The organism is Priestia endophytica (genome assembly GCF_026790145.1).
Taxonomy (GTDB): domain Bacteria; phylum Bacillota; class Bacilli; order Bacillales; family Bacillaceae_H; genus Bacillus_I; species Bacillus_I endophytica_A.
The window spans coordinates 154,934-170,959 of record NZ_JALAMS010000015.1; the positions used below are offsets into that span (position 1 = coordinate 154,934).

A 16,026-nucleotide genomic window follows, 5' to 3' on the forward strand; every position below is an offset into this window, starting at 1 on the left:
GAAATCACCGCCTTATGTTTTTCCTTATCTTACCACACTATCCTGAATAGTGAGATATACTTTGTAACACTTCTTTACGTCGTTTTGCATGTTTTACAATTTGCTCTATCTCTCTTTTATAAAAACGGACGTGCGCCAAACTGTGTGCGTTTACAACTTCTAGTTTAAGTTTTTCAATAACTTTCTTTTCTTCACCTGTTAACCAATTATTCTCGTTTGACATCGTTTGTCCTCCTTTTAATAAATCTTTTTTCACTACCCTTATCGTATCGCTTTTATGCTAGTTAAAGGAACTTGTTAATAAAATGTAACTTAAAAGTTACCTCTCGTTAAAATAACAAAAAAAAGAGAGGAAAATCCCTCTCTTTTCCTACTTCATAATATATCTCATAAAATACTTCCTAGCATCTGCTGTTAAGATATGAAGATTTTCTTCCGCTTTCTCACTATGTTTAAATGTTAAAAAAGCACCGCTTAAATTTTCTAAAACATGAGTAATTTTGTAGCCATCTTGGATTAAACGATCAATATCTTTGCGTTCTTTTTTATAGAGCGCATACTCTGACATTTCATCCCTCCTTTTGATTACGTCTCTACCTTGGAAGTTGAAAGCGGTATCGATATTCCCTCCTCTTCCTCTAAAGGAATATCCCAATCTCTTCCTACTGTCATTCCTAAATATTTTTCATCACTAGGATCTTCAATTTCTTTTTGAGGATATTTCACAAACCACCAAAACTTCCCTAACACATAATACAAAAGGGCACCAACAAAAAAACCGACAAGAAAAGAATACGTAGAAAAGAAAGTTGCTACTCCTCCTCCAATTGCCCAAGAGATAAAGCCAGCTCCATTAAATCCATAATAATATTTATATTGTCCTTGCAGTTCATACAGTTCTTTTACATTTACACGTCGTTTGCGAAGTAAGTAGTAATCTGAAAATAAAATCCCTACAATTGCTGAAAGAATACCCCCTACAATAAGAAGAACAGTATTCAACATTTCAAACAAGCTCCAAGGTTGTGAAAAACACCCGATAATACCTGCTAAAAAAACGCCCATCCAAAACGGCATTTTAGGACCGCCAACATTAGAGAATATAGTTGCAGCTGGAACTAAATTTGCCGCAATATTTGTTGACCATTGCGCAAATACAATCATCAAAAGAAGCACACCTAATACAAAACCGCTAGCTGATTGTTGTAAGGCAACAACAGGATCATAGTTTTGGACAGCAATATAAGAAACAGCTCCAATGATGACCATGAACGTCTGTGTTAATGGGAGGGCAACCATACTTCCAATTAAAGAAGACTTATTGCGTTTGAGCCAGCTCCGTTCGTACTTTGGTGCTTTAATATAACGAGAAATAGAAGGAATATCTGTCGCAAGCGTAGCCCAAAATCCCATATTTCCCATGATTACAATCATAAAAGCAGTGAAGGCTGCAATTCCTGTTGTAGGATTTTCAATCCATGTCCAAACGTCTCTCCCTCCTTCAGCAGCGCTTTCTGATAATGTTGTATACATCCATGCAGAGATAAGAATAATAACAGGTGCTGCAAGATCGGTAAATCGCTCTACAGCTTTAATACCAAGTGCTGTATTAAGGAGTTGAAGAAGTGCAAAAAGAAGAAAACAAAGAAACCAGTTATCAAACTCTATTAGTACATTTAAGATACTGTTCATAGCTGTTGCCCCAAAGTAAGTGTTGATGCCGAACCAGCACGAAGCAGCAACACCCCTTATAACAGAAGGAATATGAGTTCCTATTGTACCAAAAGGAGCTCTCATATAGACCGGAAAAGACAGACCATGTTCAATACCGATATCTCCAATAATCGTAATAAACAAGCCAATCAAAAGAGAGCCAATCACAGTCGCAAGCACAACAAGACCAAGTGGTAAACTCTGCACTCCTGAGCCGCCAATGGCAAAAGCAGCAAGTACAACAGCCATGCTGATCCACATAAATACGAAGCTTAGCGTACCAATCTTCCGCGTGCTATGCGCAACAGGCAGTAAGTCCTTTGATTTCAAATAATTTTCTTTTCTTTTCATTTTAAGCACCCCTTCTTCCTTTTCACTCTATTATTCCTATTCGTACAATAAGGGGCGAAACCGTTTTTATAGATGAAGTGAAGCTGTCGCAGTAAGAAGACTTTCTTTATATTTTGCTCTCTTTATATAAGTACCATGACCTTTCTTACCAACTAACTTTTTGTCTCTGATAACAAATTCTCCTTTGCTTAATACAGAAACAGGCTCTCCTGTAACTTCCATTCCCTCAAATGGATTATAATCTACGTTCATATGGTGAGTTGACGCAGAAATCGTTCGCTTTATTTTTGGATCAAACAAAACTAAATCAGCATCTCCTCCAACAACAATGCTTCCCTTTTTAGGATATAATCCAAAAAGCTTAGCTGCTCTTGTTGATACAAGATCAACAAATTGCCCAAGTGATATTCTCCCTTTTGCTACTCCTTCTGAGTATAAAATACTAAAACGGTCTTCAATGATTGGCCCTCCGTTTGGAATCTTCGTAAAATTACCGAGACCTAAGTCTTTTTGACCTTTAAAATCAAACGAACATTGATCAGAGCCAATCGTTTGCAGCTCACCATTTTGAAGAGCTTTCCATAAATAGTCTAAATTTTTCTTTTCGCGTAAAGGCGGAGACCAAACGTATTTTGCTCCTTCAAAGTTCTCCTTTTCTAAATAAGATTGATCAAGAACTAAATACTGAGGACACGTTTCTCCCCATATATCGACTCCTCGGCGACGCGCCTCTGCAATCTTAGTGACTGCCTCTTGACAAGTAACATGAACAACATAGAGCTGAGAGTTTGCCATCTCTGTTAAAACAGCTGCCCTCCCTGTTGCTTCTCCTTCTAGCTCAGGCGGCCTTGTAAGCGCATGATAAATAGGATCTGTTTTCCCTTCTTTAAGCGCTTTTTCTGTTAAATATTCAATAACATCTCCATTCTCAGCATGCACCATTACAAGTGCGCCTAGTTTTTCCGCTTCTTTTACTGTTTGAAAAAGTGTTGCATCGTCCGCTTGAAAAACATTTTTATAAGCCATGAATACTTTGAAAGACGAAATCCCTTCCTCACTGATTACTGATGGAAGCTCATTTAACACAGTGCTATTTATCTCACCGATCATTAAGTGAAACCCATAATCTATAAACGCTTTCCCACTTGATTTATCATGCCATTCGTTAATGGCTTTTTGGAGCGGCTCTCCTTTTTTAGTAAGGCAAAAGTCAATAACAGTTGTAGTGCCTCCAAAAGCTGCAGCAATTGTTCCTGTTTCAAAATCGTCTTTACTAACCGTTCCCCCAAAAGGCATTTCAAGATGTGTATGAGGATCAATCCCACCTGGAAATACATAAAGCCCTTTTGCATCAATAATTTCTGCATGATCTTCATCAAACCCGTTACCAATCCCTACAATACGCTCTCCTTCAATACAAATATCTCCTTCAAACGTATCTGAAGCCGTTACAATACAACCGTTTTTAATAATTTTCTTCATGTTTTGCCCTCCTTTATTCCGCTGCTTTCATCATAGAAACCGACGTTCCTGAAAGCACCGCCTGCCTCTCATTCCACGTCATTGGTTTGTCACTTGGAATTTCAATCATAGAAATGGCTCCATCAACAGGACATACGATAGAACATAAATTACAGCCAACACAGTCTTCTTCTCGCACTTGTAAATATTCTTTTCCGTTTTCACCCTTTAAGATATCAATACATTGATGTGACGTATCTTCGCAGGAAATATGGCATTTGTTGCAGTTAATACATGTTTCATTGTTAATTCGCGCTACAACTTTATGATTTAAATCAAGATCTCCCCAATCCCTATATTTGCTAACAGCTCCGCCTACTAAATCGCTTATAGCGTTCAGACCTCGTTCATCAAGGTAATTGTTAAGCCCATCTATCATATCTTCTACAATGCTGAATCCGTGGTGCATAGCAGCTGTACATACTTGAACAGCTGACGCTCCCATAAGCATAAATTCAACAGCATCTTGCCAGCTAGATATTCCACCCATTCCTGAAATCGGTACATTTATATGAGGATTTCTTGCACATTCAGCGACCATATTTAAAGCAATTGGTTTTACAGCTGGCCCACAGTATCCTCCATGTGCTCCTTTCCCATTCACATGTGGAATCGTATTCCAACTATGAATATCCACTCCTGCAAGACTATTGATTGTATTAATCATACTAACGGCATCAGCACCACCTTCAACAGCGGATTTGGCTGTTACTGTAATGTCCGTAATGTTTGGAGTTAGCTTTACAATTAAAGGCGTTGTTGCAACTTCTTTTACCCAATATGTTTGTTTCTCAACAAGCTCTGGTACTTGCCCTGATGCAGCCCCCATTCCTCGTTCAGCCATACCGTGTGGACAGCCAAAATTGAGTTCAAGTCCATCTACACCAACAGCTTCGACTTTTTTTACAATCTCGTGCCATTTTTCTCTTTTTGGTTCCACCATAAGAGAAGCGATAATAGCATTGTTTGGGAACTTCTTTTTTGTGTCCTCAATTTCTTTTAAATTCACCTCAAGCGGTCGATCTGTAATAAGTTCAATGTTATTGAAACCTGCGACACGCTGACCGTTGAAGCTAACTGCAGCAAACCGAGAAGAAACATTTAAAATAGGTTCTCCGAGCGTTTTCCAGACAGCTCCTCCCCACCCTGCTTCAAATGCACGCTGCACTTGGTAGCCAGAGTTTGTTGGAGGTGCTGATGCGAGCCAAAAAGGATTTGGAGACTGTATTCCAGCAAGATTTGCACGTAAGTCTGCCATTCTTTTCTCTCCCTTCCCTATGCTAAATTTTTCTTTCTCTCTATAGCACTCTTATGAATCTCATAAGCTACGTTTTTTCCTTGCTCTGCAGCTGTGACAACCATCGCATCTCCATAACCTTTTCCAAATACGATATCACCACACGCATATATGCCCTCTTTTGATGTTCTCATTGTACTTCCATCTACTTTTACAACACCGCCTTCATGTTCAAGGCCGAACTGCTCAATTAATGAGGTATGTCGCGTTTGTCCAATTGCTTTAATTACAACATCAACAGGCATATCAAATGTACTTCCTTCTATTTCAACAGGCTTGCTTCGTCCATCTTTTTCACGCTCTGTAAGCTTCATTTTGACACATCTTAATGCTTTTACACGTCCTTGCTCATCTCCAATAATCTCCTTTGGAGCCGTTAAAAATCGAAATTCGACTCCATCTTGTTTAGCAAACTCGTACTCAAAATCATAGGCCGTCATTTCTTTTACTGTTCTTCTATACACAATTTTCACGTTTTCCGCACAGAGTCGAACTGAGCACGTTGCAGCATCAATTGCCGTATTTCCTGCTCCAATAACAGCTACCTTCTTACCTTGAAATGTTTCTGTTAGTTCTTTTGTTTTCGTATCTTTTACAAACTCGATTGCATCATAAACACCCTCAAGCTGCTCTCCTTCTACATGTAAATGAGGAACAGACCCCATACCAGCTGCTAAAATAACAAACTCATAGCTTGATAGAATATCTTCAGCGCTTATATCTTCTCCAACTGTTGTCTCTGTTCTTATTTCTACACCGAGTCTTTCTACTTGAGAAACTTCCCAAAATGAAATTTTTTGTGGCAAGCGAAAGGACACAATCCCATAAGTATTTAATCCTCCAGCTCTCTCACTTTTTTCGAACATTGTGATGCTATATCCAAAGCGTGCGAGTTCACGTGCTGCTGAGAGACCAGCAGGACCGCTTCCAATTATGGCTACTTTTAAACCATTGCTTTCTCCTTTTTGAAAAAGAAGAGCATCATTGTGAATTGCCCAATCTGTTGCATAGCGCTGCAAGCTTCCGATTGGAATTGGGGCGCTATCGCTGTTTAATACACAAGCTCCTTCACAAAGTTCTTCTGTTGGACAAACTCTCGCACAGCTTGCTCCAACAGGATTTGTTTCCATAATGACGCGAGCTGAGCCTTTTATATTTCCAGAAGCAATTTTCTTAATAAAACTGGGGATGTTAATACTTGTGGGACATGCTTTAATACAAGGGGCGTCATAGCAGTATAAACATCGGTGTGCTTCATTAAGTGCCTTTGTTCCTAACCCTTTATCAACCTCTTCAAAATTCCCCTTCAGCTGCTCAATGAGATTTTTCTCCATTTACACACCTTCTTTTTTTAGAATAAAAATCGTTTGTTACGGAAGAAGTGATGTCATTTCTTCATATGTTTCAGGACGGCGATCTCGGTAGAATTGCCAAGCATCTCTTACCTCTTGGATAAGCTTGCGGTCTACCTCGCCAATGATGACTTCATCACGATCTCTGCTTCCTGTTGCAACAAAACGACCGCGCGGATCTACTAAATAAGACTGACCGTAAAATTCCCCCATATTCCAAGGGGCTTCAAATCCGACTCTGTTAATTGCTCCAACGTAATAACCGTTCGCAACAGCATGTGCAGGCTGCTCTAGCTTCCACAAATATTCGGATGTACCAGCAACAGTTGCTGATGGATTGAACACAATTTCTGCTCCTTTAAGACCAAGCACTCGAGCTCCTTCTGGAAAATGACGATCATAGCATATATAAACGCCGATTGTTCCATATGCTGTCTTAAAAACCGGATACCCTAAATTTCCAGGCTTGAAGTAAAACTTTTCCCAAAATCCATATCCTTCTTCTCCAGCTCCAACGTGGGGGATGTGCTGCTTTCGGTATTTCCCTAAATATGTTCCATCAGCATCAATAACAGCTGCTGTGTTATAGTACGTAGCAACTCCTACACGCTCATAAATCGGTAAAACAATTACAACATGTAATTCTTTGGCAAGTTCCATAAATTTTTTTGTTGTAGATCCTTCTGGAATTTGTTCAGCCGCACTATACCATTTTGGATTTTGCTCAGAACAAAAATAGGGCCCATAAAAGATTTCCTGCATACAGATAATGTTGGCCCCTTTTTCTTTTGCTTCTCTCACAAGCTTTATATGTTTCTCAATAGCCGCTGCTTTGTGAACTTCAATAGGCTCATTTCCTTCCACATTGTGTGATGCCTGAATAAGTCCGATTTTTATTTTGTCCATCTCGCTTCCCCCTTTTTTTGTCCAAATGTCTAAATTTTCTGAAATTAATACTTATTCTACTAGAATCCTTTTGCTTGTACACTATACACCATGTAAAATAAAAAAAGAGAGCACTACACATTATGTACAATGTGTAGTGCTCTTTTTTTAACAACTTACTTCTTGAATAAGAGCAAGTACAAGTTCACTTGTTTTAACAAGTTCTTCAATTGGCATCTTCTCGTTTGTTGTGTGAATATCTTCATATCCAACAGCTAAGTTAACTGTTGGAATACCGTGACCAGCAATCACGTTTGCGTCACTTCCACCGCCGCTATGAAGAAGACGGGATGTTCTTCCAATGCGATCAACTGCTTTTTTTGCTACTTCAACAACATGATCTCCATCTTTAAATTTGAAGTTTGGGTACATGACCGTCACTTCTACTTCTGCTCTTCCACCCATTTCTTCTGCTGCTTCTTCAAATGCTTTTTTCATTTTTTCGACTTGGGCTTCCATCTTTTCGCTTACAAGTGAACGAGCTTCTGCTAGAATATGGACTTGGTCACAAACAATATTTGTTTGTGTTCCACCTTCAAAGCGACCGATGTTTGCTGTTGTTTCTTCATCAATGCGGCCAAGCGGCATTTTTGAAATAGCTTTAGCAGCAATTGTAATAGCTGAAACGCCCTTTTCAGGAGCTACGCCAGCATGAGCTGTTTTTCCATAAATTGTTGCCTGAACCTTTGCTTGAGTTGGAGCACCAACAATAATATCGCCTACTTTTCCGTCACTGTCTAATGCATATCCAAACTTCGCTGTAATCATGCTTGGATCTAATGCTTTCGCTCCCACAAGTCCTGACTCTTCTCCAACCGTAATAATAAACTCTACTGTTCCATGCTCAATTCCTTCTTCTTTAATAACTTCCAAAGCTTCAAACATTGCAGCAAGGCCTGCTTTATCATCCGCTCCTAAAATCGTTGTTCCATCACTTTTAATATAGCCATTTTCAATTTGTGGCTTAATTCCTTTACCAGGAACAACTGTATCCATATGGGACGTGAAATAAATTGTATCAACGCCTTCTTTTGTACCTTTTAAAGTACAAATTAAGTTGTTTGCTCCATGTCCTGTTACTTCTTTGGCATTGTCTTCTTTTACTTCCACGCCAAGTGATTGGAATTTTTCTTTTAGTACTTCTGAAATTTCACTTTCGTATTTTGTTTCAGAATCTACTTTGACAAGTTGTAAAAATGTGTCTACTAAACGTTGTTCATTAAGTTTCATTATGTACTCCTCCTTAGTTTGTAAGTGTTACAGTGGAATATTTCCATGTTTTTTCGCTGGACGCTCTTCTTTTTTGTGACGAAGCATTTCAAGTGCCTTCTTCAATTTGATTCGTGTTTCTCTTGGGTCAATAACGTCATCAATCATCCCAAGGCTTGCAGCAACAAAAGGATTTGCAAATTTTTCTCGGTATTCTTCAATTTTGCTTTTTCTTGTCTCTTCAGGATTACTGCTATTAGCAATCTCTTGAGCGAAGATAATGTTGGCAGCTCCTTCAGGCCCCATAACGGCAACTTCAGCATGAGGCCACGCATACACGAGATCTGCACCTATTGCTTTGCTGTTTAGAGCAACATACGCTCCACCGTACGCTTTACGTAAAATAACGGTTAATTTTGGCACTGTTGCTTCTGAGTAAGCATATAAAATTTTTGCTCCATGTCTTATGATACCACCATGCTCTTGTTTTACACCAGGAAAGAACCCTGTCACATCTTCAAGCGTAATGAGCGGAATATTAAAACAGTCACAAAAACGAATGAAGCGAGCGGCTTTATCTGAAGAATTAATATCAAGTCCTCCCGCCATAATGCGTGGCTGATTGCATACTAATCCAACTGTTTGTCCTTCTATTCTAGCAAGGCCAACAACAATATTTTTCGCAAAATCTCGGTGAATTTCAAAAAAAGTGTTATGATCTACAATTTCTTGAATTACAAGGCGGATATCATAAGGGCGTGTAGGGTTATCTGGTACGATATGAAGTAAATTTGGGCGATCATCATTGGAAGATTGAACAGCAACATATGGTGGTTGTTCACGATTATTTTGAGGTAAGTAAGACAGCAATTTCCTGACATTTGCTAATGTTTCTTCTTCACTTTGAGCTGAAAAATGAGCGTTTCCGCTTATGGCGTTATGAACATGTGCACCTCCTAAATCTTCTGCGGCTATTTTTTCTCCTGTCACAGTCTCGATTACTTTCGGGCCTGTTATAAACATTTGACTTCTCTCTTCGACCATAAAAACAAAATCGGTAATCGCAGGAGAATAAACAGCACCTCCAGCGCAAGGGCCCATAATAACTGATATTTGAGGAATAACGCCTGAGTAAATAGCATTTCGATAAAAAACTTGACCATATCCGTCAAGAGATGCTACTCCTTCTTGAATGCGAGCTCCTCCTGAATCATTCAGTCCGATAAAGGGAACTCCTGTTTTAGCCGCTAAGTCCATTACATGCGTAATCTTTTTTGCATGCATTTCCCCAAGCGCACCTCCAAAAACGGTGAAATCTTGCGAAAATAAATAAATAGGCCTCCCCATTATTTTCCCATATCCCGTCACAACACCTTCACCAGGAGCTTCTTTTTCATGAAGACCAAAATCATGACAACGATGTTTTATAAAAGGATTAAGTTCTACAAAAGAGTCTTCATCAAGAAGCAAATCAATCCGCTCTCTTGCCGTTAACTTGTTCTTTTTATGCTGTTTCTCAATAGCCTCCTTACCACCTCCAAGTTCAACTGCTTCCTTCTTGTCGTGAAGACTATAAAGTTTTTCATACACGCTGATCTCCTCCTTTTTCACAAAGCTCAATAAGTACTTTATGTGTTGAAGATGGATGTAAAAAAGCAATAAGAGCGCCTCCCGCTCCTATCCTCGGTTCTTTATCAATCATTGTGAGACCTTTTTTTTCAAGCTCTTGTATTTTTGCTCTTATATTTTGAACACGAAAAGCAATATGATGAATACCTTCTCCTCTTTTATTTAAAAACGAAAAAATAGCTCCCTTTTGTTCCAATGGTTCAAGAAGTTCAATTTTAGCTGATGGCGTCTCTAAAAAAGCTACTTTTACACCTTGACTTTCCACAATTTCCTCTCCAATTAGAGTAAGACCAAGTAGTTTCTCATACATATATAAAGCGCTTTCAATCGAATGGACAGCAATTCCTATATGATCTACTTTTTCAATCATTGCATCCTCCTTATCATTATCGTATTCTTTCTATATCTATTCTATATGTTTCTCTTTTTTCCTTTTATATCACAACGCTTGTCGAATGCTTCAGGACAAGCTACAATGTAGACAAACAAAAGACAGGGAGTTGGCCGAAAGTGTCTAATAAGAAAATCCAAAAAACGATTGTAATGATTATGCTTGGTATTATGATTCTTTCTACCATTATGATTGGTATTAGCACATGGGTATAAAAAATGGACCTTACTAAAAGGTCCATTTTCTATAGAGATAAGGAGTAATAGAAATAGTGATCGTCTTTTTGATAGCCCAACTTTTCATATAGATGCTGAGCACGAACGTTATCTTTTGCTGTTTGCAAAACAATTGAATCTCTCTCTTCTTTTTTGCCGTACTCCTTTACTTCTTGTAAAAGAGCGGCACCTACTCCGCTTCCTCTCGTTTTTTCTGTAACATACAAATCATTTAAAATAATGATTCTCTTTATTCCAATTGAAGTAAAAGAAGGATACAGCTGAGCAAAACCTACAGCTTCACCTTCCTCTAAAGCTAAAAAGATGACAGATTCCTTGTTGTGTAAACGTTCATAAATAAAGCGTTCAGCAGCTTTTATATCACTTTTCTGTTTATAAAAAACACGGTATTCGTTAAAAAGAACGGCTACCTTTTTATAATCTGTTACACAGGCTTCTACAATGTACATAATTCCCCTCCGCCATCTCTTTTTATCTACTAGCTTCTTCTAATGTTAATCCTTGTTTATATAGATAAGTAGCATGTTCCTTTCCTACATATCGAATATGCCATGGTTCATAGGAATACCCTGTGTCCTCTTCTTTTCCTTTTGGATAACGAATAATATAGCCTTGCTTGTAAGCATTCTCTTTAAGCCATTTTCCTTCTTCTGTTTCCCCAAATTGCTCTGTTAAAAGAAAGTTTGCCGACTGAGAAGAAACATCCATTGCTAAGCCTGTTTGATGTTCACTTGTTCCAGGAACTGCGCTGACTTTTTTTGTTTCCGCTTCTCCATACTCCTGTACATGCTGATTAAATACAGTAATTTGACGGTCATATGAACGATAACCTGAAACAGCATAAAGTTTAATCCCTTCTTTTTCTCCTTCAGCAAATAACTTCTCAAGTGCTTCTGCAGCTTCTTGTCGTAAATACTTTTTCTCCGCCTCGCCGCTAAAGGAAAATTCAACGTTAGGAACAACAAGATTCTGTGGGACAAATCCTTCTGGGAGACTTCGTTTTTTATTAACAACAAGCAACAAAGAATTAGGATTCGAAATAACTGATACTCCTTGAACTTTTTGATCAATTGTTTCTGAAAGAGCAGGAAAAGCAGGTTCACGTTTTTTCTCCTCTTTCTGCTCACTTGTTTTGGTGTCAGTAGGCTCTTCCTTTTGAAAATTAAAAGCAACAATAAGAACAATAGCTAAAATAAAAAAGAGAAAAAACAGTAAAAATAAACGCCCAAAAATCCCCCTGTCTCTTCTCATACTACGCTGAACCGGCTTCTTCTCCATACGATAGCCCTTTCCCTATTTAGATTTTGTGCTTATAGTTTATATCCTACAAGAGAGAAGAAGCAACTTTTTTTGTAATTTTTACAAATTAATTTTTATACCTTAATGTTTTGACTTCCTCTATTAAAACTTGAAAAGGCACGTCTTTTTTTACAATATAAACGCTCGTTCCTTTAGGGACGTTTTCGTATAACCATTCTACATTTTCATTTGAGAGTCTAATGCATCCGTTTGTTACATATTGACCAATTGAGCTACTTTGATTTGTTCCATGAATACCGTAAATTCTACCGTCTGTTTCACGAGCGTCAAATCCAATCCATCTTGTGCCAAGAGGATTTTCAGGACTTCCCCCTTCAATATCCTTTTTCCGATAATATGGATTTTTAGCTTTCACTATAACGGTAAAAAGCCCTTCTGGAGTTAGCTCTTCTGTTTTCCCAGAAGCAGCATCCACAACTTTTATAATATTATCTCCTTTAATAAACGCAGCTTGATTGATAGCTTTATTTACAATAACAAGCGGTTCTTGTTCTTGCTGATAAGCATGTGACGGAAAGAGTACAAAAGAGCAAAGCGCTAAACATAAAAACCGTAGAAGTTTCAAAAAACCCCCTCCTTTTTGCGGTTATTCTTCACTTTTCTCGTTATTCTCATACAAAAAAAGCAAGCCTTTTCGGCTTGCTTTTTATATGTCTACTTTTAATGATTCTTTTGCTATTAAATATTGCTCCATCTCTTTCATAAACCTGTACAGCTGTGCTCGTGCTTCAAATTCTTCACGCGTTTGGGGAAGCGGCATCTTTCGAAATTCTTTTGCAAGACTTTCAAGCTTCAGTAAAAACAGCTTTGCTGTGTTTCCTGGATGAATGGAAAGACTAAGTTCTTCCATAAATGCTCCAATCATATGACGCTGTTCGACCATTGGTTCAATTGATGTAACAACAGGTAGAATGCGTTCAATAATTTCGAACTGTTTTTCACGCGTCTTGAAATAGTGATAATAGTAATTTTCGGTGCGCCGAAAATGATTTTCAACATCCCTAAAAGACAAACTTTTTGCTTTTGCTAAAATGTTAGCTGTTTCGGTAATCTCCTGTCCCATCCACTGACTTTCATTCTTTTGTAAGTAAGATGCCATCTCGCCTAATATTTTCTTGAAATTATCTTCGATTTGGCATTGATATGTTTTGAGCTGTCGATCTAAGCTTGGCATGTAGAGGTTAGCTATGAGTGCTACGCCAATTCCTGTTAAAATAATTCCTGTCTCGTTTAAGATAATACGCCATGTCACTTCACCGAATGAGTAAATATGCAAGATAATAACAGAACTTGTTACAATTCCTTCACTAACTTTTAAGAGAACCGTTGTTGGAATAAAGAAAAGAAGAAGAAGACCAATTGAGGCTGGGTTATACCCGATTAGCTCAAAGAAGATAAAAGAAAAACCCATTGCAATCATACATGCCACAAGGCGTGACCATGCACTTTGAACAGATTGCCTTGTTGAACTTTTCACACAAAGGATCGTCAAAATCCCTGCTGAAACAAAATTATCAAGAGACAAAAGCTGAGCGATGAAAATCGCAAGCCCTGTTCCAACTGCTGTTTTCAGCGTACGATAGCCAATTCGAAATTTCATATTTTGTATACTCCTATAAGTTTAAAATAACTTCTTTCAATTTGTATCACGGAATCAAAAAACGCGCAATAGGTTCTCTTTCATATTCTAAAATAAAAAGGGAGTTACTTCGTAAAGTAACTCCCCCACTTTTATAAAACTTTTTCTAAAAATTCCTGCGCTCTTTCTGTTTTTGGTGCTGTAAAAAACGCTTCAGGTTCTCCTTCTTCGACAAGAAGACCATTATCTAAAAAGAACACTCTGTCAGCTACTTCACGAGCAAAACCCATTTCATGTGTAACAATAGCCATCGTCATGCCTGTTTGGGCAAGAGATTTCATAACTTCGAGCACCTCTTTTACCATCTCAGGATCAAGAGCTGATGTTGGTTCATCAAAAAGAATGGCATCAGGTTCCATTGCAAGCGCTCTTGCAATCGCAACACGCTGTTTTTGTCCTCCTGACAGTCTGTTTGGATAAGCGTCTGCTTTATTTGCCAAACCTACTTTTTCAAGAAGTTCTTTTCCTAACTTGATTGCCGATTCTTTTCCAACGCCTTTAACATTAATAGGTGCATATGTTACATTCTCTAACACTGTTTTGTGTGGGAAAAGATGAAAATGCTGAAATACCATACCGATATTTTGACGAATTTTCATCGCATTTTTCTCCGTTATCTGTTCCCCATTAATTTCCACAAGCCCATCAGATGGTTTTTCAAGTAAGTTAAGGCAGCGAAGGAACGTTGATTTCCCTGAACCAGAAGGTCCGATGATTGCCAAAACTTCCCCGTTTTTAATTTCTGTTGTAATTCCTTTTAATACATGTGTTTTACCGAACGATTTGTGTAAATTTTCAACCTTAATCACTTTTCTTCAATCTCCCCTCGAGCTTTCTTCCGAGAAGCGTTAAAATCATAACCATCACATAGTAGATAAGACCAGCTACTAGAAGCGGCTCTAAGTAAGAGTACAAATCTCCTCCAACGATATACGCTCTACGCATAACATCTGTAACACCAATTACGGTTACAATTGCCGATTCTTTTGTTAATGAAATAAATTCGTTCATAAGCGCTGGTAAAATGTTTTTCAGTGCTTGTGGCAAAATAATGTGTCGTAATGTTTTTTGAGGCGGAACTCCTAAAGCCATTGCGGCTTCTGTTTGACCTTTGTCAACCGCTTGGATGCCTGCACGGATAATTTCTGAAATATAGGCAGCAGAGTTTAAAGCAAAAGCGGCCACCGCTGCTGGGTATGCTTCAATTTTGATTCCTGTTAATTCAGGAAGACCTGTATAAATAATAATAAGCTGTAATACAAGTGGCGTTCCTCGAAAAACAGATGTATAAATATTTGCAAGCCAAGCAAGAACTTTAAATCTACTAATCTTACATAGTGCTAGGATAATTCCGAATACAAAGCCGATTAAAGCGGCTAAAACAACAATCTGTAGCGTAACCTGTATCCCTTGTAAAATGTAAGAGATGGAAGGCCCGAGCTGTTGGAAATCCAGATTCATTGTATCCCTTCCCCTCTACTCTTTTCTTCGTCTTTCATTAGTTGTTGAACCACTTTTGAATTAGTTTATCAACTTCACCGTTCTCTTGTTTTTCTTTTAGAACGCGGTTAAATTCTTTTGTTAATTCACTGTCTTTCGGGAAAGCCATTGCCATTCCTGCATCGTCTCCGCCTTCCATCACAGTACCGTTTAGTTCTTTATCTTTTTCTAAATACCCTTTTGCAACATTATCTTCAATAATGGCTGCGTCAAAACGTCCCGCTTTCATCTCTGATACAAGCTGTGGAATACGATCGCGTGATTCAATTGTTAGATTAACGCTTTTCTTCGCTTCTTTTGCTGCATCTTCTTGAATAGAAGAAGTTTGAACTCCAACTGTTTTCCCTTTTAGATCTTCAATTGATTTAATGCTTTTATCTGTTGTTACAATCATGTTTTTGTTTGTGTAATAAATTTCTGAGAAATCAACGTTCTTTTTACGCTTCTCAGTTGGTGTCATACCTGATAATACAAAATCAACTTGATCTGATTTTAAGGCTGTAATAAGTCCGTTAAATTCCATATCTTTTACTTCTACTTTATATCCAAGCTCTTTTGCTACCATTTTAGCAAGATCAATGTCAAAACCGACAACTTCTTCACTTTTACCTGTATCTACATATTCAAATGGAGGGTAGTCTGCTGACGTTCCCATAACTAATACTTTTTTATCTTCGCTATTTTCCTTGCTTCCACACGCTGAAAGAAGGCCAACGATTAATACGAATACAAATAATAAAGACCATTTCTTCATCACGATAAATCCCCCTAAAATATAAATAATTAATCATATGATTTGATAACTTTTATTATTCTACTATATATTTTGTATTATAACGGAACTTTATAATTATGCAATATATTTTTTAAATATAAATTTGTTTTTTCATAGATTCCCTCATATAACAACCAATTAACACCTT

General features: G+C 38.0%; 18 protein-coding genes. 1 reads left to right on the plus strand and 17 read right to left on the minus strand.

Going from position 1 to position 16,026, the window contains the following annotated elements; translation table 11 throughout:
- Positions 1-37: 37 nt before the first annotated feature.
- From MOC86_RS12750 to mce, 10 genes are all read right to left on the minus strand, one after another.
- Complete coding sequence (locus tag MOC86_RS12750) at positions 38-223, minus strand: hypothetical protein (protein ID WP_061801904.1); 186 nt, start codon at positions 221-223, stop codon at positions 38-40.
- Between the two features lie 147 nt (positions 224-370).
- The gene (locus MOC86_RS12755) at positions 371-568 is read right to left on the minus strand and encodes a hypothetical protein (RefSeq protein ID WP_061801905.1); all 198 of its coding nucleotides are present in this window, start codon (positions 566-568) and stop codon (positions 371-373) included.
- A 17-nt stretch (positions 569-585) separates the two neighbouring features.
- On the minus strand, positions 586-2,064 hold the full coding sequence (locus MOC86_RS12760; RefSeq protein WP_268584521.1) for an NCS1 family transporter: 1,479 nt from the start codon (positions 2,062-2,064) through the stop codon (positions 586-588).
- 66 nt (positions 2,065-2,130) lie between these two features.
- Positions 2,131-3,546 (minus strand): dihydropyrimidinase, encoded by a 1,416-nt coding sequence (gene hydA / locus MOC86_RS12765; protein ID WP_268584522.1) that lies wholly within the window; start codon positions 3,544-3,546, stop codon positions 2,131-2,133.
- Between the two features lie 13 nt (positions 3,547-3,559).
- The gene (preA, locus tag MOC86_RS12770; RefSeq protein ID WP_268584523.1) at positions 3,560-4,843 is read right to left on the minus strand and encodes an NAD-dependent dihydropyrimidine dehydrogenase subunit PreA; all 1,284 of its coding nucleotides are present in this window, start codon (positions 4,841-4,843) and stop codon (positions 3,560-3,562) included.
- A gap of 17 nt (positions 4,844-4,860) precedes the next feature.
- A complete protein-coding gene (locus MOC86_RS12775) occupies positions 4,861-6,216 on the minus strand; it encodes an NAD(P)-dependent oxidoreductase (protein WP_268584524.1) in 1,356 nt (451 codons plus the stop codon).
- A 36-nt stretch (positions 6,217-6,252) separates the two neighbouring features.
- Positions 6,253-7,140: a nitrilase-related carbon-nitrogen hydrolase gene (locus MOC86_RS12780; RefSeq protein WP_268584525.1), complete on the minus strand. Its 888-nt coding sequence runs from the start codon at positions 7,138-7,140 to the stop codon at positions 6,253-6,255.
- Positions 7,141-7,287: 147 nt separating this feature from the next.
- Complete coding sequence (locus MOC86_RS12785) at positions 7,288-8,409, minus strand: tripeptidase T (protein WP_268584526.1); 1,122 nt, start codon at positions 8,407-8,409, stop codon at positions 7,288-7,290.
- Between the two features lie 27 nt (positions 8,410-8,436).
- On the minus strand, positions 8,437-9,978 hold the full coding sequence (locus MOC86_RS12790) for an acyl-CoA carboxylase subunit beta (RefSeq protein ID WP_419146635.1): 1,542 nt from the start codon (positions 9,976-9,978) through the stop codon (positions 8,437-8,439).
- Complete coding sequence (mce, locus tag MOC86_RS12795; protein WP_268584527.1) at positions 9,971-10,387, minus strand: methylmalonyl-CoA epimerase; 417 nt, start codon at positions 10,385-10,387, stop codon at positions 9,971-9,973. Before mce ends, MOC86_RS12790 begins: the two co-directional genes overlap by 8 nt.
- Positions 10,388-10,527: 140 nt before the next feature.
- On the opposite strand from mce, the gene prli42 reads away from it, so the two are divergent.
- Positions 10,528-10,623 (plus strand): stressosome-associated protein Prli42, encoded by a 96-nt coding sequence (prli42, locus tag MOC86_RS12800; RefSeq protein ID WP_019391577.1) that lies wholly within the window; start codon positions 10,528-10,530, stop codon positions 10,621-10,623.
- Between the two features lie 29 nt (positions 10,624-10,652).
- Here the strand turns inward: prli42 and MOC86_RS12805 are convergent, their stop codons facing one another.
- From MOC86_RS12805 to MOC86_RS12835, 7 genes are all read right to left on the minus strand, one after another.
- Positions 10,653-11,093 (minus strand): GNAT family N-acetyltransferase, encoded by a 441-nt coding sequence (locus tag MOC86_RS12805; RefSeq protein WP_268584528.1) that lies wholly within the window; start codon positions 11,091-11,093, stop codon positions 10,653-10,655.
- A gap of 22 nt (positions 11,094-11,115) precedes the next feature.
- The gene (locus MOC86_RS12810; RefSeq protein WP_419146638.1) at positions 11,116-11,895 is read right to left on the minus strand and encodes a M15 family metallopeptidase; all 780 of its coding nucleotides are present in this window, start codon (positions 11,893-11,895) and stop codon (positions 11,116-11,118) included.
- A gap of 115 nt (positions 11,896-12,010) precedes the next feature.
- Positions 12,011-12,529: a L,D-transpeptidase gene (locus MOC86_RS12815; protein ID WP_268584530.1), complete on the minus strand. Its 519-nt coding sequence runs from the start codon at positions 12,527-12,529 to the stop codon at positions 12,011-12,013.
- A gap of 81 nt (positions 12,530-12,610) precedes the next feature.
- A complete protein-coding gene (locus MOC86_RS12820; protein ID WP_268584531.1) occupies positions 12,611-13,564 on the minus strand; it encodes an aromatic acid exporter family protein in 954 nt (317 codons plus the stop codon).
- A 131-nt stretch (positions 13,565-13,695) separates the two neighbouring features.
- Positions 13,696-14,412 carry an amino acid ABC transporter ATP-binding protein gene (locus MOC86_RS12825; RefSeq protein WP_268584532.1) on the minus strand — a complete coding sequence of 239 codons (717 nt, stop codon included), beginning with the start codon at positions 14,410-14,412 and terminating at the stop codon, positions 13,696-13,698.
- On the minus strand, positions 14,405-15,064 hold the full coding sequence (locus MOC86_RS12830) for an amino acid ABC transporter permease (protein WP_061801917.1): 660 nt from the start codon (positions 15,062-15,064) through the stop codon (positions 14,405-14,407). Before MOC86_RS12830 ends, MOC86_RS12825 begins: the two co-directional genes overlap by 8 nt.
- Before the next feature lie 37 nt (positions 15,065-15,101).
- The gene (locus MOC86_RS12835; RefSeq protein WP_243520718.1) at positions 15,102-15,857 is read right to left on the minus strand and encodes a transporter substrate-binding domain-containing protein; all 756 of its coding nucleotides are present in this window, start codon (positions 15,855-15,857) and stop codon (positions 15,102-15,104) included.
- Between the last annotated feature and the right edge of the window lie 169 nt (positions 15,858-16,026).